The sequence below is a fragment of the Arachidicoccus sp. BS20 genome, assembly GCF_001659705.1.
Classification (GTDB): domain Bacteria; phylum Bacteroidota; class Bacteroidia; order Chitinophagales; family Chitinophagaceae; genus Arachidicoccus.
Window position 1 is genome coordinate 1,709,487 of record NZ_CP015971.1, and the last position, 18,264, is coordinate 1,727,750.

Sequence of the window (18,264 nt, forward strand, 5' to 3'; positions counted from 1 at the left end):
GAAATTTATTCAAAAAAATCCTACCGTCTTTTCCACAGGAACTACAATTGCCTTCACGGGAAATCGGCTGTTTTTATTTTTATTAAAAGCCTCAATCGCGGTTAATATTTTTCCTGCAACATCATTATCCGTAAAACTGAACAGCATAATAGATTCATAATCTTCTTCCCAATCGCTGCCGAACCAATTATCCGTCATATCATTTTTTTCATCGTTGCGCACGCCGTGAATATTGGTAACGCTGTATGCGTTGATTCCGTTCTTTGCAAAAATTTCCGCTACATCTTTGCGGCATTCTTTTATCGCAGTTACAATTAATAGTTTCATAGCTCAACGTTTTTATATTTTTTCTTCAGCATTTTAAAATAAAGCAACGGCACTACAATCAGCGTCAAAAATGTAGAAGTAAGCGTGCCGCCAATCAACGATATTGCCAATCCTTGAAACACCGGGTCAAACAGAATGATTACTGCACCTAAAACTACCGCGCCTGCCGTTAATAAAATCGGCGTAGTCCTTACCGCGCCTGCTTCTATGATGGCTTGTTGCAAGGTTTCGCCTTCTTTTAACCGGATGTTGATGAAGTCAATCAGCAAAATGGAATTACGCACCATTACGCCCGCTAATGCAATGAAACCAATCATCGAAGTCGCCGTAAAATACGCGCCCAAAATCCAATGCCCGAGAATAATTCCAATAAGGGATAACGGTATCGCAGCAAGCATTACAACCGGCACTTTGAAATCCTGGAACCAACCCACAATCAATATATAAATTAATATAATGACCGCGCCGAAAGCCAATCCTAAGTCGCGGAACACTTCAAAAGTTATCTGCCATTCGCCGTCCCATTTCAACGTGTAGTTGTCCGTATTTTCCGGTTCGTGTGTATTGTTTATATTAAGATGATAACCTTTGGGCAAATGAATATTTTTCAGCTTGTCGGACATCGCGTTCATCGCATAAACCGGGCTTTCAAATTTTCCAGCCATATCGGCTAACAAATAAATCACTTGCTTCTGGTCTTTGCGTGCAATGCTTTTCGGGCGAATGCATCTTTGCCAATAACCCAAATCATTCAACGGAATCATATTGCCAAATTGGTTGCGAATCGTGATATTGTTCAAAGCATATATTCTGTCTTTGCTTTCATCGGGCAGTTGTAAAACAACCGGCGTTTGATTATATGTTTCAGGATTATGCAGCACGCCTGCGTTCATTCCCGAAAGCAATCCGCTTACGGTTTCCGTAATCTGCGCGGGCGCAACGCCTTTGCGCATCGCTTTTTCTTTGTCAATTACAAAAGTATATTCAGGCTGATTGGCTTCCACGCTCCAATCTAAATCCACCACATCGCGGGTTTGGGACAACATTGTTTTTATTTGCTTTGCTAAATGTAACCGCACGGAATCATCCGGTCCGTAAATCTCTGCCACCAGCGTGGACATCACCGGCGGACCGGGCGACACTTCCACGAGTTTTACATTGGCATTGTATTTCTTCGCAATTTGCTGAATAGGTGCGCGCATTATTTCCGTAATCTCGTGGCTTTGCATACTGCGGTCTTTTTTATCCAGAATATTTACCTGGATATCCGCCATATTATCACCACGCCGCAAATCGTAATGCCTTACCAAACCGCTGAAAGTGATGGGCGAAGCTGTGCCTGTATAGGTTTGATAATTTTTGATTAATGGTTGTTTCGACAAATAAGAAGCAATGTCCATCACCGCAGCCTGCGTGCGTTCCAGCGTTGTGCCTTCGGGCATATCGACTACAATCTGAAATTCATTTTTATTATCAAAAGGCAGCATTTTTACTTTTACCCGGTTGAAATAAAAGAACGAACAAGACAACAATAACAACGCCGCCGTTGCTAGCATAAACGTCCAGCGTTTGGCGCGGTTATTCAATAAAGGATAAATAATTTTGTAGTAAATTTTATACAAGCGTGTTTGCTCTATTACCAAAGGTTTCGGCTCTTTTTGCTTTTCTTTTTCATCCGTATCTTTTTTATTGTTATTTAATTGTCGGATGGAACTCCGCATATTCTTGTTTGAAAATATTTTCCCATGCTCCGTTTCTCTTAAAAAAATATAACCGAGATAAGGCGTGAGCGTGAGCGCCACAATTAGCGAAAGCAACATTGCAACTGCTGCACCAATCGGCATCGGGCTCATATACGGACCCATCATTCCACTTACAAAAGCCATCGGCAACACGGCTGCCATCACGGTAAATGTGGCAAGAATGGTTGGGTTGCCCACTTCGTTAATCGAGAAAATCGCCGCTTGTAAAAAAGGTAATTTTCGCAGTTTGAAATGACGGTGCATATTTTCCGCAATAATGATAGAATCGTCCACCACAATTCCTACGATAAATACCAAGGCAAACAGCGTGATTCTGTTGAGTGTGTAATGCAGAAAATAATACGCCATCAGCGTGAGCGCGAAAGTAACCGGCACGGAAAGAAACACCACAAGCCCGCCGCGCCAGCCCATCGCGAGCATTACAAAACCGGTAACGGCAACAATGGCTATGGCTAAATGCAACAATAATTCCGACACTTTATCCGAAGCGGTTTCGCCCGAGTTGCGTGTGATAGTTGCGTGTACATCGGACGGAATCAATGTTTTCTTTAAGCTCTTTAAACGCGCATCAATTTCTTTTGTAAGCGCCATTGCGTCGCTGCCGCTTTTCTTACAAACCGCCAAAGTAACCGCAGGATAATCAGATGGAAAATTTTTTGCCTGTACTGCCGAACCTTTGCCGTAACCGAAAGTTACATATTGCGAAGGCGATTGCAAACCGTTTTCAACAGTCGCTATCTGAGAAAGAAAAACAGGTTGCTGTCCATTCGTTCCGACAATCAAATTACGAACGTCTTCTGCCGAAGTCAGGAAATTTCCGGTGCGTACCCAAAGCGCCGTATCGTTGGTACGCAAAACACCGCCGGGCAATTGTATATTTTGCGCTTGCAATTGCTGCACAACAGAAAGCGCGTCCACGTGCAGCGCAGTCATTTTATCTTTGTCCAGCAACACTTTTATCTCGCGGCTGCGTCCGCCTATGATTTTTACGGAAGCCACATTCTCCACTTTTTTGAAAGCATCGCTTACATAATCGCCTATTTTTTTCAGTTGCCCATTGCTGTAATTTTTGCTCCACAACGTGAGTGCATACACCGGCACATCGTCGATGCTGCGCAACTTGAGCAAAGGCTGCGTAACGCCCGCCGGCATTTCATCCTGATGTTTCAGCAACTCGCTGTACAGCTTTACTTCGGATTGTTCAATATCTTCGCCTACGACAAACTGTACGATAAACGAAGCCTGTCCGTTCAGCGAAGTAGAATAAATATGTTTGACATCTTTAATATTGGAAATAATTTTTTCCATAGGCGCGGTTACTTTTGTTTCCACTTCTTTGGGTGTTGCGCCGGGATAGCCGATAAAAATATCTATCATCGGTACTTTTATCTGCGGCTCTTCTTCGCGCGGAATCATCATAATGCTGTACGCACCCAACAACAAACCTGCAATCATCAACAATATTGTGAGCCTGGAACGAATGAATGACTTCGCTATTTTTCCTGCAATTCCGTTTTCCATAATTTTTATTCAAAAAGAATTTTTGATTGATGAGTTATAAAACCGCAAAGAGCGATAAGTTTTATGCAAAGTTTGCAAAGGCTGCTCCGTGTGCTTTGCGATATGCTTTGCGAACTTTGCGGTTAAACCAAATCACGATAAACAATCATTTCACTTTCACCGGCGCGCCGTTATACAATCTTCCGTCTGCCTGCGCAATAAATTTTTCATCCGCTTGCAAACCACTTAATACTTCCACTTTATCGCCGTAAATTTTTCCCGTGCGAATCCAGCGCAGCAAAGCCGTATTGTTGGATGAAATTGTGTAAATGCCCGACAATTCATCCTTATGTACAAGTGCATTCAACGGAATCATTATTTGCGAATCGGTGTTACTCATTTTTGTTTTTCCTGCAAAAGAAACATTTGCATACATACCCGATAAAATACCTTGCTGTTCATTTTCCGGCAAAGCGATTTTTACCACAAACTGTCCGCCTGTTTGCGCGGAAGAAGGACTGATTTGCGTAACTGTTCCCTGCACCTCTTTGTCCGCCGAAGCAATGTGTACATCGGCAACAGCACCGTTGTGAATGTTGTCAATATCATTTTCAGAAATGGTGGCAACAACTTGTAAATCGCCCGGTTGTTCCATTGCCAGCACCGGCATTCCGGGACTCGCAAGGCTGCCGGCGTCCATCATTTTTTGGGTAATAATTCCGCTGAAAGGTGCAGTAACACGGGCGTAATCCATATTCGCATTTACTTCGTTCTTCATCTGTTTTGCCGCATTTAATTGCGCCTGCGCGGATTTATATTGAAGGGTTGCATTGTCCAATTCTTTCGCAGTCGCGCTGTTTTGTTTATACAAAACCGTGAAGCGGTCGTAATCTTTTTTGGCATTTGCCAAAGCCGCTTCCGCCTGCGCAATGTTTGCCGTAACCTGCCCGCTTTTGGCTTCGATGTCCGAAGCATTTACGGTAAATAATAATTGTCCTTTCTGCACATGGTCGCCGATTTGCACATACACTTTGGTAATCGTTCCCATCATCCGCGTGCCGATTTGCGCGGATTGTACGGCTTCCACCGTTCCGCTCGCGTAAATGCTGTTGCCGTTGTTTCCGCTGAAAGGCTTTGCGAGCGTTACGTTTATTGACTTATCAGAAAAATCGTCGTTCGTAGATGAATTGCTATTGCACGAGTAAAGAAAAATTCCAAGCAATGCAGCCGGAAAAATTTGTTTGATTTTATTCATAAAAATTCTTTTAAAAATTAGAGTCTGTTTAATAGTTTCAATTAGAATTATTGTAATGAGATTCCTCACTCGTACCTCGTTCGGAATGACGGGATAGGTTTTCTTTTTCTTTAAATCATCATCAGTCTTGAATAAAAATGAAGACACCTACACTTGTCATTTCGACGACAGGAGAAATCTCATTTTCATCTTTATAAATCTCAAACATTTCCTTAATTATCCGCCGTTAAAAATTGGATATATACAACTGCTACATTCTGCATTAAGATGGCTTGCTGATAAGCGAGCTGTTGTTGCGACAATTGCGATTGCGCTAACAAAACATCTGTAATGCCCGCCAATCCTTGCTTGTAGCGGTTTTGCAAAATATTCAACACTTCCTGCGCTTGTTGCACAGATGCTTTTGTTTGCATGATTTGATAAGCTGCATCAGAAAGATTTCGCTGCGCCGCATTCAATTCATTTTGATTTTTATCTTTCATTTGCAACAGCTCCGTGTTGATTTTTCGCTGTTGCAATTTTTGCTCATTAATCGTGCTGTGTACTTTATTTCCCTGAAAAATATTCCACGTCAGTTGCAAGCCAGCGAGATAAGAACCGCTGTGAAAACCAAAGGCATTCGCATCGTTCAGTTGGTAACTTGCAAAACCGTTGAGCTTCGGCAGCGCGCTCATCTTCGTACTTTTCATCATTAAATCGTAAGACGAAGAAGCCTTGCTCATCGCCTGAAAATCGGAACGGTTTTCGGGCAATGAAATTTCTGCGGGCAAAAGCAAAGCCTGCAAACTGTCCACCATATAAATAGTTCCCGCAGGTTTTCCCATCAATAAACTCAGGTTGTCGGAATGATTTTGAATAGCGCTGCGCGCCGATGCCAACTGCGTTTCAATAGATTTTATGCGCACGTCCACATTCAGCAAATCGGACTTTTGCAGATAGCCTTGCTGGTAACGGTCATTGGTAAATTTGTAAATCGCTTTGGTTGTAGTCAATGCTTCTTCCAACACTTTCACCACTTCATACGCCAACTGCAATTGCATAAACTCATTTTGCGTTTGCCATTTGATAAAATCCTGCGTGCGTGCTTTTTGCAAACCGCTGATTTCGATTTGCATCTTTGCCGCTTTTCTTTGGTACAATAAATCAGGATTGAAAATCGGTTGCTGCAACATTGCCTGCGCCGAGAAGTTGGAAGTATTGCCCGGATGATTCAGCAAATCAGGCTGAAAGTCGCTCTGCGCAATGCTTTGCTGTTGCAGCTTAAAGCCGAACGCATTCAAGGGATTGTTGGTCGTCAAAGCCGTGTAAGACACGCCAACCTGCGGAAGAAATATGGCGTCGGTTTGCTTGTATTTTGCCGTTGCAATTTGTTCATCATTATTTACCAATACAACCTGCTTGTTGTTTTCGCAAGCCGAAGCAATGGCATCTTTTAATTGCAAAGTTTGCGTTTGCGCCCATAAACTTTTGGCACAAAGCACCCATAAAAAAATCAAAATAGTTCGTTGAAAATTCATTATTCATTATTTTCAGTGCAAAGCTATTTTGATATAAAAAAAAGTTTTGTAACCAATATCACACAAGGCTTTTCAATTTTTATTCCTCTTGTTCTGTTACATTTGCAAAAATTATTTTGAATGAATTTGATTGAAGAATTGCGCTGGCGCGGAATGTTGCAGGATATAATGCCCGGAACGGAAGAACAATTGTTGAAGGAAAAAACTTCGGGTTATATTGGTTTTGACCCGACGGCGGACAGCTTGCACATCGGAAGCCTTGTACCGATTTTATTGCTCGTGCATTTGCAACGTGCAGGACACAAACCTTATGCTTTGGTTGGCGGCGCAACCGGCATGATTGGCGACCCGAGCGGCAAAAGTGCCGAAAGGAATTTGTTGAATGAAGAACAACTTAATATAAATGTTGAAGGGATAAAAAAACAACTTTCAAAATTTTTAGACTTTAGCTCAAACGCTGATAACGCGGCAGTTTTGGTCAATAATTATGATTGGTTCAAAGGCATTTCTTTTATAGAATTTTTGCGCGATACAGGCAAACATATTACCGTGAATTATATGATGGCAAAGGATAGTGTGAAGAAACGCATTGAAGGCGATGCGGGCATTTCTTACACCGAATTTGCATATCAATTAATGCAGGGTTATGATTTTTATCATTTGTGTAAAAATGAAAATTGCAAGCTGCAAATGGGCGGCAGCGACCAATGGGGAAACATTACGACAGGCACGGAACTCATTCGTCGAAAACTCGGCGGAGAAGCATTTGCATTCACTTGCCCGCTGATTAAAAAAGCTGATGGAACGAAGTTTGGAAAAACAGAAAGCGGCAATGTTTGGCTGGATGCAGAAAAAACTTCACCTTATCAATTCTACCAGTTTTGGTTGAATGCTTCGGATGAGGATTCGGAAAACTGGATTAAGATTTTTACTTTTTTACAGAAAGACGAAATCGAAAATTTAATTGCACGGCACAAAGCCGATGCTTCAAAACGCTTGCTGCAAAAGCGTTTGGCGCAGGAGATTACAACTTTTGTGCATGGAGAAGACGCTTATAAAAATGCGATTGAAGTAACGGAAAAATTATTTGCCAATCAAACCGCGCCTGCGGAAAGTCTTTCCGTTGAAGATTTGGAAACAATGCAAGGCGTGCAGAAAATTGGAATCAGTTCATCACAGTTGAATGTGGATGTGATTACTTTTTTAGCAGAAATAAAAATTTTCCCAAGTAAAGGCGAAGCAAGAAAAATGCTGCAAAACGGCGGCATCAGTATTAATCGTAAAAAGATGGATGATGCGCAAATGTTGATTACGCCTGAGTTTTTGCTGCACAATAAATATTTGCTCGCGCAAAAAGGAAAGAAGAATTATTACTTGATTGAAGTGAAATGATTTTGCCGCAAAGACACTAAAACACAAAGGCACACAAAGATTTTCTTTATGTGCCTTTGTGTTTCTTCGTGCGGCTTGAAGCCTTTGTGGTGTCATACCTTCACTTCTGCTACCAAAAACACGCTTCCGCAAATTAAAATCAAATCATCATTTTGATAATTCGATTTCGCTGAAAGCAAGGCTGCATCTATATTTTCAAAGGCTCTTCCTTGCAAGTTTTTTTCGTGTGCAAGCTTTGCCAATTCAGTTTCATTCAACGCGCGCGGAATTTGCGCTTTGGTAAAATAATACGTTGCATTTTTGGGCAAAAGATTCAACGCTGCGGAGACATCTTTATCTTTTACAAATCCCAGTACAATATGCAAATGATTATATTGAATCTGTTGCAGTTGTTGAACGATTTGTTTAACGCCGTCTTCGTTGTGTCCCACATCGGCAATGATGGTTGGATTTTCATTTAATAATTCCCAACGACCATGCAAGCCTGTCAATGCTTTTACATTTTTTAAAGCGATTGAAATACTTTGTTCATCAATATTCCAGCCTTTTTGTTGAAGTTGTTGAACAGTCGCCAATACGCCCACTATATTTTTTGTCTGATAAATTCCCGTCAAATCCAACTCGTATTTTTTCGTTTCATTGCTTGCGATTTCTTCAATATTAATCGTCAAACCTTTTAATTGATAATCGTAATCAACTACTTTAAAGACTTCCTGCGCAAAAATCAACGGCGCGTTTCTTTCTTTCGCAACTTTTTCAAAAACAGGTTTTGTTTCAGGCAAAATTTCCGACACAACAACAGGTATATTTTGCTTGATAATTCCTGCTTTTTCAAAGGCAATTTTTTCCAATGTATCGCCCAGAATATCCATGTGGTCTTTACCGATATTGGTAATCAAACTTACTTCGGGCAAAATTACATTCGTACTGTCCAAACGCCCGCCAAGCCCCGTTTCTATTACGGCAACATCAATATTTTGCTGCGCAAAATATTCAAATGCCATTGCAACAGTCAGCTCGAAAAACGAAGGCTGAATAATTTCAAGCTGCGGCTTTATTTTTTTAACAAAATTTATCACAAACTCCTGCGTGCAAAGCTCGCCGTTCACTTTGATACGTTCGCGAAAATCATACAAATGCGGCGATGTATATAAGCCTGTTTTGTAACCGCTTTGTTGCAGTATTGCAGCAATAATATGGCTCGATGAACCTTTACCGTTTGTACCTGCAATATGAATAGATTTGAATTTGTTTTGCGGATTGCCGAGTGCATCGCATAAAGCTAAAGTATTCGTCAAATCGGCTTTCATTGCTTTTGCACCAATACGGCTGAACATGGGCAGTTGGGCGTACAGAAAGTCAAGTGTTTCCTGGTAATTCATGGTGCAAAGCTAATCTTCCGGAACTATAAATTGAAAAGCATTTTCAAAATTTATTCAACAAAAAAACGAGTCCGTAATCGAACTCGTTTTTTGTTTTTTTTCAGAAAAATTTTGTGCTTACATAGAATCTATCTTGAAATTGCCGATACCGATTTTCGCTCCGTTGTCAAGTTGTGTGCTGGTACTGAAGTAGAAATATTTGTTTTTGGAACTGCTCAAAAACATTTGTGTATCCAATACTTTTACTTTGTCAAGATACACGCGCATATTATTCCCATTTACTGCGATGGCAACGTGCATTTTTCCTACCGCATATTGCGCCAAAGGGAAAGATGTGGTATTGTATATTTTTGTGTCGCTACTTGAACTAACTACTGCTTCATTTCCATATTGTATTTCGGTAGATGTAATTGCTTTTTCGTTATATGCGTCGCTGATATATTCGCTGATATTATTGTCATGGGCAAAACCGAACGACAATGACTCTAAATCACTTGCGCTTGTATTACTGTGCGTAGCGATGTCAAATTCTATCGTAAAGTTTTGCGGCAAAGGTTTGTCGCTTTTTAATTTATAGCTTGTAAATTCTTTGAATGATAGCCATTTGCCGTTTTCATCGGGAAATTGCCGGATGGAACCGGAGCCGCTTGTTTTCCAGTATTGCGCCATCGCGCCTAAAGAGTCTTCTTCAAAATTATCTTGAAATACGTTTGTCGTGCCTGCGTGGAAATCATAAGTTTTTGCAGCATCTTCAAAAAATTTCTTGGGGTTGCTTACCGCTGTTGTGCTTGTTGTAGTATTGCTATTTTTATCAAGGACTTTATCAACGGCATCGTTTGCTTTCTGCTCGATTTTGTTTTTTAAGTGACTTAAAAATTGTGCATTGGCGAAGGATACAATTAATACGGAAAGAGAAAGTGTAATAATAGAAATAAATTTTTTTTTCACGGTTTTATTTTTGAGTGGTTAAAAAATATAAATAAAAAACATTTCCTTTTATTGCAATAACTGCTGCACCAAACCTCAAGGAAAATTATCCGTTCAATTTAAAATTAAAAACAATCGTCCCTGTTTGTGTCTCCACTTTGCTTTTATTGAATTTCAACTGACGTGCTTTGCGCTTTGCAATGTTTAAGATATTAGAATTAGTCGTTGTAGTTCCGCGTGGATTAATCGTCGCAGAAGTTACTTGTCCCGCCGCGTTTACAACAATGTCCACAGCCACTTTTGCATTCTCATTGAATTTATCCTGAAAAGTTGTTCCACCTGTAAATCGTCTTCCACCTAAGCCGCTTCGAATGCTTACTCCGCTTGTACCCGTGCCGCCGTTTCCATTATAATTATCGGAGTTTGGGTCGCCGTTGGTTTTTCCCTGGTCGCCGTTTCCACCTGCGATTCCCTGATTGCGTACACCATTGTAACTATCTGCGTTATTGCCGCCGGTGCCTTTGTTAGTTCCGCCTTTGTAAACTGCTTTTGGTGTTGGTGGCGCAGGTGTTTTATTAATCACTTTGCTCTCCGTTTTTTTCTCCACCGATTTTTCAATTGCTTTCGGCTTCTCTTTTACAACTTTTGGTTTCGGCGAAGTTTTAATTACCGGAACGTCATTATCATTGTTTTCCGCAACTTCTTTGTATGTCTGCGGCTCATCGTGCGAAGCCACAGTAGGCGGCGGATTATCAGTTTGCTTATCGTCTTGCGAAGGTTCGCCGGGCAATTGCGGTGCAACATCGCCAAAACCTTGGTCGCTATTGCCGAGATTTACTTCAATACCATTATCCACAGGCGGCTGCGGCGTTGGCGGCAACGTCCAGCTAACCAACAGCAAAATGCTGATAAGTATTGCGCAAGTTGCGAATGTATAACCTGCCGCTTTTAAATTTTTTGTTTGTTCGTTATTACTCAAAACCAAAATGTATTTTGACAAAATTAATAAAAATCAAAAAAATATGCTTTTCATGCTCCGTTAAAGTAAAACAATTATTCTAAGTTTATGAAAAATATCGAGCCATGAAATGAGCCAACAGGCGAATTCCATCTGACCATTAAAAGCAATAAAAATATAAACAGATGAAAAAAGATGTTCGCGTTGATGAATACATTGCAAAAGCCAAACCATTCGCGCAGCCGGTTTTAAAACATTTACGAAAGCTGATTCATAAAGCTTGCCCGCAAGCAACTGAAACCATTAAATGGAGTTTTCCGAATTTTGATTACCGGGGAAAAATATTGTGCAGCATGGCTGCGTTCAAGTAACATTGCTCATTTAACTTGTGGCTTGCGAGTCATTTAGGGATGACAAACAAAGCGTCCGAAGACACAGGCGGCATGGGCATTCTCGGTAAAATAACTTCATTGGAAAATTTACCTTCGGATGAAAAAATTATCCAACTCATTCAACAAGCAATGACTTTGACGGAAGAGGGAAAAACGATACAACGCAAGCCTGCAACCAAAAATTTAGCTATTGAAGTTCCGAAAGATTTTGGAACTGCCTTGAAGAAAAATAAAAATGCGTTTACAAACTTTAAAAATTTTTCTCCGTCAAAAAAGAAAGAATATATCGAATGGATTACGGAAGCCAAAACTGAAGCCACACGTACAAAAAGAATCGAAACATCTGTCGAACGGATTGCCGAAGGCAAAGCGAGAAACTGGAAATATGAAATGAGCCATAAGAACTTTACATACCCGAAACAATGACTATTTTGGTTCATTCCATCTGGCAATTAAAAATCAACAAGAATCAACAGATGAAAGAAAATAAATTTTATTTCTACACAAAAAACGATTAAATTCGTAGTAGCCTTGTAGTAAAGCTGTTTATCGGTTTATCAATTCATCTAATTTATAAAAACTCTTGACTACGGAAACTTTAGAAAAAGAACTGACCAAATATACCTTAGACGCAGAACAGGAAAAGAAAGAAATTCTCAGACGTTACCGCGCGCTCCTTAAGGTACTTCGTCCCAAATTCAAAAAGGGCGACAAAGAACTTGTGCGTCATGCGTTTGAAATGTCTGCCGAAGCGCACAAAACCATGCGGCGCAAAAGCGGCGAACCGTATATTTTTCATCCGATTGCTGTGGCAATGATTTGCGTGGAAGAAATCGGGCTTGGTGTGCGTAGCACCATTTGCGCGTTGCTCCACGATACTGTGGAAGATACCGATATTACTATCGAAGATGTAGCAAGGGAATTTGGAAATGAAATTGCAAAAATTGTTGATGGACTTACCAAAATCGCGACTGTTGTAGATGCCAGCACTTCGCAACAAGCAGAAAATTTTAAGAAGATTTTACTCACGCTGACGGACGACCCACGTGTAATCCTTATCAAGCTGGCAGACCGCTTGCATAATATGCGTACCCTCGACTGGATGAAGCCGGAAAAGCAATTGAAGATTGCCAGCGAAACCGTTTGGGTATATGCACCGCTCGCGCATCGTATGGGATTGTACGCGATTAAAACGGAAATGGAAGACCTTGCGATGAAATATCTTGAGCCGCAGGAATACCGCGACATTGCTCGTAAACTATCTGAAACAAAACGTGAGCGTACGCGCTTTATCAACGAATTTATAAAACCAATTAAAGAAAAACTTCAAGCTTCGCATTTTAACTTTGATATTTACGGGCGACCGAAAAGCATTCATTCCATTTGGAATAAAATGAAAAAGAAAAGCGTGAGCTTTGAGGAAGTGTATGATTTATTTGCCATTCGTGTAATTCTTGATTCTCCGCCTGAAAGAGAAAAAGAAGATTGCTGGAAAGTGTATTCCATGATTACGGATTCTTACACGCCCTCGCCGGAACGCTTGCGCGACTGGCTGAGCAACCCAAAAAGCAATGGTTATGAGGCTTTACACACAACAGTTATGGGACCGCAAGGTCGCTGGGTGGAAGTGCAGATTCGCACAAAACGTATGAACGAAATTGCGGAAAAAGGTTTGGCGGCGCATTGGAAATACAAAGAAGGTGCAAGCGATGAAGACCGCTTTGATAAATGGTTCGGGCAAATACGTGAAATGATTAGCACGCAAGGTACGGACAGCATCGACTTTTTGCAGGATTTTAAAACAAGTTTTCTCGCAGAGGAAATTTATGTTTATACACCAAAAGGCGATGTAAAAATGTTGCCGACCGGTTCAACAGCGCTGGATTTTGCGTTTAGTATTCATTCGGCTATCGGGCAAAGGTGTATCGGCGCAAAGGTCAATCACAAGCTCGTTCCCATCAGCCATAAATTGCGCAGCGGCGACCAGGTCGAAATCATCACAAGTAACAAGCAAAAACCGAGTGAAGACTGGTTGAATTTTGTAGTTACCGCAAAAGCGCGTAACCGCATTAAAGACGCGCTAAAGGAAGAAAAACGCGCCATTGCCGAAGACGGAAAATACACACTTTCGAGAAAGCTGGAAAACCTCGGTGTGCCTGCATCTTCCTACAATGTGGACGAATTGATGAACTTCTATAAATTGTCTTCTCATCTCGATTTGTATTACAATATCGCCATTAAAAAAATCGACCTTAAAGAGCTGAAAGACGAATTTGTAGTTAATGGTGACAAGCTGGAATATCCACACATTGAAAAAGTTGAAAAGGCTGCACACGAAAGTGGAACAACAAAAACTTTTTCCAAAAAGGATTCTGAGCTTATCATCTTTGGCGAAAGCAGCGACAAAGTAATGTACACGCTGGCAAATTGTTGTCATCCCATTCCCGGCGATGATGTGTTTGGTTTTGTGAGCGTAGGAAAAGGTTTGATTATTCATCGTACCAACTGCCCGAATGCCGCGCAGCTAATGGCAAATCAGGGACATAGAATAGTAAAAACCAAGTGGGCGAAAAATAAAGAAATATCTTTCCTTACCGGCTTGCAAATTACCGGAATGGACGATGTGGGCGTAATTCACAAGATTACCAACATCATCAGCGGAGACCTGAAAATTAATATTGCAGCGCTTACGATTGAATCGCAGGAAGGTATTTTTATGGGAAAAGTAAAAGTGTTTGTCCACGACAAAGAAGAGCTGGACGAGCTGGTTTTACGATTAAAAAAATTGAACGGCATTCAGCAGGTGGAACGATTTGATACGGAAGAGAAATAGTTTTTTGCCACAGATGCACGGATGATGTTTAAAGCCGTCAGAGATAGGCAAAACATTGTCTGTCCTTTATGGAAAATGAGAAGGAATTGCATCTTATTAGTAGAATAATTATTTCGATAATCTAAAATTCAATATTATGTCTATTCTGCGCTATCTCAATCGTCTTGTGTTTATTGATTATCTCGTAAAAAGAAAAGCAACAGGCGACTTGCAAACCTTTGCCAACAAAAACGGTTTGAGCAAAAGCCACATGGAACTTACGCTCAAAGAAATGAAAGAAATGGGCTTCCCTATAAAATACGATAGAAACCTGCACACTTATTATTATGAAAAAGACGGCGAAATGGTAAAATCATTTTTCATCAATTATGACGAAGAAGAAACGCCGGATAAGAAAGCGAAAACAAGAAAACTTAACCTGAACAATTCTGAAGATGTACACATTCTTTCAAGAGAAGAAGCTAAAAAAGTAACAAGCAGTACTATTTCTCTTAGCTACGACATCAACAACCTTTGCTATTCCCCAACGATGATTTTTCAACCTTGTGTTAAATAATTGAAAAAATACCTTATACTGATTATATAAGCATGGGGACTTGAAATTTTACGGCGTAAACTAATTTTTTAACGCTGTAAAATCTTCCCGAAAAGGCGGAAAGGCTCAAGTAAAAATTAAATTCATTTTTAAAATTATTTAATCATGCATAAGTTAAGATTAAACCTTCAAGAATTAGAAGGTGTTCAAGTACTCTCAAGAGAAGAGATGAAACAAGTAAAGGGTGGCAATATGCCAGCAAGCCATTCTTGTTGTATTAGAGGTAATATCGGCTCCTCCAATATTGTAATGGAATTTGACCCAATTCAAGTTTCATCACAGGCAGATTGTGCAGCGGCAGCGGATGCAAAAGTTGAAAGTGGTCACTATACAAATGTCCATTATGATACTGATTGCGATGGAGTATAGCCTGCGATATTGCTTATAGATTGGTTTGTAAATGCAAGCCAATCTATTTATTATAAAAAATACAACGTAGTAATATTAAATGCATCAGATGTAAAACTATCATCTTCTATATCTCTAAACTTTTGTCATGAAGTATTATTTTTTTATATGTTCTATTTTTATTTTTTCTTGTCATAACCGGACATTCCCAAAGCAAGAGAAATTCATAGAAAAAACTACAAGCATTTCAGTTAAGTTGCCATCAAATAACATATTCTTGCTTAATTATATTACCCCTGTCCCACCTGCACACATACGCTTTGACAACAAGTCCAAAGATGATACTATTATAACAGCATATATCAATCTTAATAAAATAACCGAGTTTTTTTATTTGGATGATTCGCTTGATACAAAAGGAAAGCCTGTTCTTAATTTCAGATACATTTTAATTTTCCCCGGTGACAGTATTTGCATAGATAAAATACAAAAAAACATCGCATATTCAACTAATGGCACACCCTATATCAATAGTATAATGCAAATTCCCTCCTATGCTAATTTACTGTCAAATCCGCAAAGAAAAGACAATCCTTATCGTAAAGGATTAAAAAGTTTATTAGATACTACCGATAAAATATACAATTTCAATACAAAAAAAATTGCAAATGCTAATTTGAATAACCAATCCAAAGATGCCTTGAATAAAATTAATTTATTGGAAAAATATTTTCAAATATATAACATGATTAATGTTGGTAATTTGAAAGAAAATGAATTAAGAATTATGGACAGTGTGAATAATGCTGTACTGAGAGATTCAAGTATCTTCAGCATCAACTCGCCTAATGCTTATGCAATTATTGAAAACATGATTCAAATTTCAGCAAGAAAAAACGGTGCAAATCTTGGCAATTTCTGGAATTATTTTACCAAAACTGATAATAATATCAAGCAATTTCATTTTTATAAATATTATACCTTTTTAAAAATCATAGGTAGCTTTTTTAATAACTTTGATGGAAAGCACAACGAATTTTCTATTCCATCGTTGCAATCAATTCATCAATCTTTATCGGCAAATAAAGATAGTGGCAACCTGAAAGATTCATTAATAAAATTCACTAACATTCTTCTCGAAACAAAAACAAATTATGCCTTGGCAAAAGAAGACTTAAATAATTTTGATAACGGGAAATATGATTATCTTTTTGAAGATGACTATAAAGCCAATCACGAGAAAAAGAACATCAATAGTTTGGTAAATGTTGTACTTGATAATTTTAATAGCTCAACACAAGATTTTCAGCAGGTTGTCAAAGACAAAAATTATAAATTAACAGTGGTTGATTTCTGGGCAAGCTGGTGCGAACCTTGTTTAAAAGAAACTCCTGAATATTTAAAGATTAAAAACGAACTAAAAAACCAGTCGATTAAGTTTGTTGGTATAAGCATTGATACAAAAGAAGATGCAGGTAAATGGATTGCTGCCGCCAAAGCGCATGGTTTGAATGATACTCTTCAATATCGCTTGGAGAATTATCAGCGATCACCGTTAACATCGCTCCTCCAAATAAATACAATTCCGCGTTACATTGTTTTTGACAATGAAGGCAATGTTGTTGTTGAGAGTCTTGATAGACCAAGTAGCGGAAAATTTAAAACAATACTGTTAAAATACTTGAACCGATAATGAACTAATAATCAATACACAACACGGACAAAAATCATTCATGCATCTGTGGCATTTTTTCTCACTTTATCAAATTCTTCGGATAGTCAAAAAACCAGAAAGCCTTCTTGCCCTTGCGGAAATTTTTCCAATCGTCAACATCGATTTTTACGGCAAAAACGCCGCAAGTAGGAACAACATCTACATGCACATTGGTCAACTCATTCACAAAATCGGTAATGCCGGAATTGTGCGAGAATACGGCAACAGATGTATAGCGGTTATCGATATCTTCAATCACTTCGTAAAAATCTTTCGGCAAGGCTTCATACAGGTTCGATTCTATTTCAACTTTTGCATTGGGAAATTCCTTGGCAAAAAACATACACGTGGCATACGCTCGTTTCGCATCGCTTGTAAGCAATAAATCTAAGGCAATATTTCTATGCGCAATCCTTTCAGCCATCATAGGCGCGTCGCGCAAGCCGCGCGCATTCAGAGGTCTTTCACTATCTTCCAGAAACGGACTGTCCCAACTGCTTTTTGCATGGCGAATTACCAACAATTCTTTCATATAGAATATTTCAAATTTTGCTGTAAAATAAAAAACTTTCGCTGAATAAATTCAGCGAAAGTTTAAATATTAGAAACCATGAAAAAACTATTTTTCTGTCGGGTTGGTTTTTCCTGCCAACAATTTCTCCAACGTAGATGTTAAGCGTTTTTGCTTGGTATCTGCACGCTTAGCGCCTTCAATCCAGGTAACAAATTCCTTTTGATTGGACGATGGTAAAGAAGAGAAAAATTCCTTTGCTTTCTTATGTTTTACAAATAATGAATCCAGCTCATCCGGAATAATAGATAACTTCTTACCGAAAGTCTTTGCACGCGATTTAGGCACAGCTTCCACAACTTCGGCTTCTTCTTCACAACAAATTTCAACTTGCTGCGATGCACACTTTTTAAAATTAATTGCGCTCCATACTGTATCGAGTTCTACTTCCTCGTGATTTTCCAAACTATTCTTGATACACACGTCCCAACTGCAATTGCGGTTGAGGTCGCTCACAATTTTACTTGTAGACTTCGGATAGGCAATCCACAATTTGCTTTTTTCATGCAAAGCCGGAAAAACGTCTTTCAAAATAGTACAAAGCTGGTTGTGATTAATCGCAAACAGCAAAGCAAAATCTATTTTCTTGATTTTTAAAAGCGGCGTTACGTTTTTACTGAATGAAACTTTTGCAAATTGTTTCTCGATGGATGAAGGTAAACCCTGAATTAAAATGTTCTTTTCGTTGCTAAACTGAAGCTTTTCCAAAATATCTTGGTTGGACATTCCTTAAAATTATTTTAAGGTTAAGAAAAAAAACTTGTGCAAAGTTACACTATATTAGTGGATT

16 protein-coding genes are annotated in these 18,264 nt (G+C 39.4%); 7 read left to right on the forward strand and 9 right to left on the reverse strand.

Annotation, left to right across the window (positions count from 1 at the left end):
* Nucleotides 1-9: 9 nt before the first annotated feature.
* The 4 genes from A9P82_RS07690 to A9P82_RS07705 form a co-directional block, all read right to left on the reverse strand.
* The gene (locus A9P82_RS07690) at nt 10-327 is read right to left on the reverse strand and encodes a hypothetical protein (protein WP_066206295.1); all 318 of its coding nucleotides are present in this window, start codon (nt 325-327) and stop codon (nt 10-12) included.
* A complete protein-coding gene (locus tag A9P82_RS07695) occupies nt 324-3,611 on the reverse strand; it encodes an efflux RND transporter permease subunit (RefSeq protein WP_066206298.1) in 3,288 nt (1,095 codons plus the stop codon). The genes A9P82_RS07690 and A9P82_RS07695 overlap by 4 nt, the downstream gene beginning before the upstream one ends.
* Before the next feature lie 145 nt (nt 3,612-3,756).
* The gene (locus tag A9P82_RS07700; RefSeq protein ID WP_066206300.1) at nt 3,757-4,845 is read right to left on the reverse strand and encodes an efflux RND transporter periplasmic adaptor subunit; all 1,089 of its coding nucleotides are present in this window, start codon (nt 4,843-4,845) and stop codon (nt 3,757-3,759) included.
* Between the two features lie 212 nt (nt 4,846-5,057).
* The gene (locus A9P82_RS07705; protein ID WP_066206302.1) at nt 5,058-6,362 is read right to left on the reverse strand and encodes a TolC family protein; all 1,305 of its coding nucleotides are present in this window, start codon (nt 6,360-6,362) and stop codon (nt 5,058-5,060) included.
* A gap of 120 nt (nt 6,363-6,482) precedes the next feature.
* Here A9P82_RS07705 and tyrS point away from each other — a divergent pair, with 120 nt between their 5' ends.
* Nucleotides 6,483-7,754, forward strand: coding sequence for a tyrosine--tRNA ligase (gene tyrS / locus A9P82_RS07710; protein WP_066206305.1), 1,272 nt, complete (start codon nt 6,483-6,485; stop codon nt 7,752-7,754).
* Nucleotides 7,755-7,846: 92 nt separating this feature from the next.
* Here tyrS and A9P82_RS07715 read toward each other — a convergent pair whose 3' ends face one another.
* The 3 genes from A9P82_RS07715 to A9P82_RS07725 form a co-directional block, all read right to left on the reverse strand.
* On the reverse strand, nt 7,847-9,136 hold the full coding sequence (locus A9P82_RS07715; protein WP_066206312.1) for a bifunctional folylpolyglutamate synthase/dihydrofolate synthase: 1,290 nt from the start codon (nt 9,134-9,136) through the stop codon (nt 7,847-7,849).
* Between the two features lie 117 nt (nt 9,137-9,253).
* Nucleotides 9,254-10,084: a hypothetical protein gene (locus A9P82_RS07720; RefSeq protein WP_066206314.1), complete on the reverse strand. Its 831-nt coding sequence runs from the start codon at nt 10,082-10,084 to the stop codon at nt 9,254-9,256.
* Nucleotides 10,085-10,169: 85 nt separating this feature from the next.
* The gene (locus A9P82_RS07725; RefSeq protein WP_156522626.1) at nt 10,170-11,042 is read right to left on the reverse strand and encodes a hypothetical protein; all 873 of its coding nucleotides are present in this window, start codon (nt 11,040-11,042) and stop codon (nt 10,170-10,172) included.
* A 164-nt stretch (nt 11,043-11,206) separates the two neighbouring features.
* On the opposite strand from A9P82_RS07725, the gene A9P82_RS15635 reads away from it, so the two are divergent.
* The 6 genes from A9P82_RS15635 (at nt 11,207) to A9P82_RS07750 (ending at nt 16,882) form a co-directional block, all read left to right on the forward strand.
* Nucleotides 11,207-11,392, forward strand: a complete 186-nt coding sequence (locus tag A9P82_RS15635) for a DUF1801 domain-containing protein (protein ID WP_197492269.1) — start codon at nt 11,207-11,209, stop codon at nt 11,390-11,392.
* Nucleotides 11,393-11,431: 39 nt separating this feature from the next.
* Entirely contained in the window at nt 11,432-11,839 is a 408-nt protein-coding gene (locus tag A9P82_RS15640) for a YdeI/OmpD-associated family protein (protein ID WP_197492270.1), read from the forward strand.
* Nucleotides 11,840-11,996: 157 nt separating this feature from the next.
* Nucleotides 11,997-14,246: a RelA/SpoT family protein gene (locus A9P82_RS07735; protein WP_197492271.1), complete on the forward strand. Its 2,250-nt coding sequence runs from the start codon at nt 11,997-11,999 to the stop codon at nt 14,244-14,246.
* A 136-nt stretch (nt 14,247-14,382) separates the two neighbouring features.
* The gene (locus A9P82_RS07740) at nt 14,383-14,802 is read left to right on the forward strand and encodes a hypothetical protein (RefSeq protein WP_066206319.1); all 420 of its coding nucleotides are present in this window, start codon (nt 14,383-14,385) and stop codon (nt 14,800-14,802) included.
* A gap of 144 nt (nt 14,803-14,946) precedes the next feature.
* Nucleotides 14,947-15,210: a hypothetical protein gene (locus A9P82_RS07745; protein WP_066206324.1), complete on the forward strand. Its 264-nt coding sequence runs from the start codon at nt 14,947-14,949 to the stop codon at nt 15,208-15,210.
* 256 nt (nt 15,211-15,466) lie between these two features.
* Nucleotides 15,467-16,882 (forward strand): TlpA family protein disulfide reductase, encoded by a 1,416-nt coding sequence (locus A9P82_RS07750; protein WP_197492272.1) that lies wholly within the window; start codon nt 15,467-15,469, stop codon nt 16,880-16,882.
* A 61-nt stretch (nt 16,883-16,943) separates the two neighbouring features.
* On the opposite strand, the gene A9P82_RS07755 is transcribed toward A9P82_RS07750, so the two are convergent.
* A complete protein-coding gene (locus tag A9P82_RS07755; protein ID WP_066206329.1) occupies nt 16,944-17,435 on the reverse strand; it encodes a SixA phosphatase family protein in 492 nt (163 codons plus the stop codon).
* A gap of 87 nt (nt 17,436-17,522) precedes the next feature.
* Entirely contained in the window at nt 17,523-18,200 is a 678-nt protein-coding gene (locus tag A9P82_RS07760; protein WP_066206331.1) for a YdeI/OmpD-associated family protein, read from the reverse strand.
* Between the last annotated feature and the right edge of the window lie 64 nt (nt 18,201-18,264).

Coding starts and splice junctions, on each gene's coding strand:
- A9P82_RS07690 (WP_066206295.1), bottom strand. CDS start 327: ATGAAACTATTAATTGTAACTGCGATAAAAGAATGCCGCAAAGATGTA.
- A9P82_RS07695 (WP_066206298.1), bottom strand. CDS start 3,611: ATGGAAAACGGAATTGCAGGAAAAATAGCGAAGTCATTCATTCGTTCC.
- A9P82_RS07700 (WP_066206300.1), bottom strand. CDS start 4,845: ATGAATAAAATCAAACAAATTTTTCCGGCTGCATTGCTTGGAATTTTT.
- A9P82_RS07705 (WP_066206302.1), bottom strand. CDS start 6,362: ATGAATTTTCAACGAACTATTTTGATTTTTTTATGGGTGCTTTGTGCC.
- tyrS (WP_066206305.1), top strand. CDS start 6,483: ATGAATTTGATTGAAGAATTGCGCTGGCGCGGAATGTTGCAGGATATA.
- A9P82_RS07715 (WP_066206312.1), bottom strand. CDS start 9,136: ATGAATTACCAGGAAACACTTGACTTTCTGTACGCCCAACTGCCCATG.
- A9P82_RS15635 (WP_197492269.1), top strand. CDS start 11,207: ATGAAAAAAGATGTTCGCGTTGATGAATACATTGCAAAAGCCAAACCA.
- A9P82_RS15640 (WP_197492270.1), top strand. CDS start 11,432: ATGACAAACAAAGCGTCCGAAGACACAGGCGGCATGGGCATTCTCGGT.
- A9P82_RS07740 (WP_066206319.1), top strand. CDS start 14,383: ATGTCTATTCTGCGCTATCTCAATCGTCTTGTGTTTATTGATTATCTC.
- A9P82_RS07745 (WP_066206324.1), top strand. CDS start 14,947: ATGCATAAGTTAAGATTAAACCTTCAAGAATTAGAAGGTGTTCAAGTA.
- A9P82_RS07755 (WP_066206329.1), bottom strand. CDS start 17,435: ATGAAAGAATTGTTGGTAATTCGCCATGCAAAAAGCAGTTGGGACAGT.
- A9P82_RS07760 (WP_066206331.1), bottom strand. CDS start 18,200: ATGTCCAACCAAGATATTTTGGAAAAGCTTCAGTTTAGCAACGAAAAG.